At 76.4% G+C, this 1,072-nt stretch carries 1 protein-coding gene; it reads left to right on the plus strand.

The features are described 5' to 3' along the window. A partial coding sequence (locus B4K29_RS13290) for an FtsK/SpoIIIE domain-containing protein (protein ID WP_286967698.1) occupies positions 1-1,072 on the plus strand: 1,072 nt, incomplete at both ends.

Consider the following 1,072-nt stretch of genomic DNA (forward strand, 5'->3'; position numbering starts at 1 on the left):
GCGCCCGGCTGCCGGCCCGCGCGGCCGTCCGCGAGCCGGACGGCGCCCTGACCCGGCCCTCCCTGGACGACGTCCCGGTCGACGTGGACCTGGCGGAGGCCCGCATCATCGGCCTGAGCGGACCCGGCGCGATCGGCGTCGCGCGGGCCGTCGTGGGCGCCCTCACCGTCGAGTGCCCTCCAGATTCGCTGACCATCGACGTGGTGGCCGGCTCGCCCCGCCAGGCCCGGTCGTGGGAGTGGAGCCGCTGGCTGCCGCACCGTTCGCAGCGGCCGACGACGCCCGTGCCCGTCGTCGGCACCCAGGCGGCCTCCGACCTGATCGAGGAGCTGCTCGGGAACGACGTCCTCGGCAGCCCGCACGCGGCTGGATCACCCCGGCACCTGGTGGTGGTCGCCGGGCTCGACTCGGCCGGGCTGGACGAGCTGCTCGCTCGGCTCCTGTCCGGGGTGGGAGGTGAGTCGGTGCTGGTCCTGACCGTCGCGGAGCAACCGGACCGGCTCCCGGCGTCGGCCGGGGCCTGGTTGCGACTCGATCCCGATGGCCGGGCCTCAGTCGGTATGCCGGGCGGAGGTCTGGTCTCGGGCGCCGTCCCCGACGCGGTCGGACCCAACGTGTCGTGGGAGCTGGCGCGAGCGCTCGCGCCCTTGCGGGCGTCCACCTCGGGCGCGGCGGCCATCACCCCCGACCTGGTGACCCTGGCCGACGTCAGCCCCGTCGGGCTGGACAGCCCGACCGACGTGGCCGCGGCCTGGACCCGGCCCACCCGGCACCCCCTCGCAGCGCTCGGCCGCTCGGCAGGCGGCCCGATCACCCTCGACCTCGCCGCCGACGGCCCGCACGTGCTCGTCGGCGGCACCACCGGGGCCGGCAAGTCCGAGCTGCTGCAGACCCTCGTCGCGGGGCTGGCTCTCGCGCTGCCGCCGGACGAGCTCACCCTCGTGCTGCTCGACTACAAGGGTGGGGCGGCCTTCGCCGAGTGCGCCGCCCTGCCGCACACCACAGGACTCGTCACGGACCTCGACCCCCACCTCGCCCGTCGAGCCCTCACCTCGCTGCGCGCCGAGCTGAC

It is taken from the genome of Arsenicicoccus sp. UBA6765, assembly GCF_002453335.1.
GTDB classification, from domain to species: Bacteria; Actinomycetota; Actinomycetes; order Actinomycetales; family Dermatophilaceae; genus Arsenicicoccus; species Arsenicicoccus bolidensis.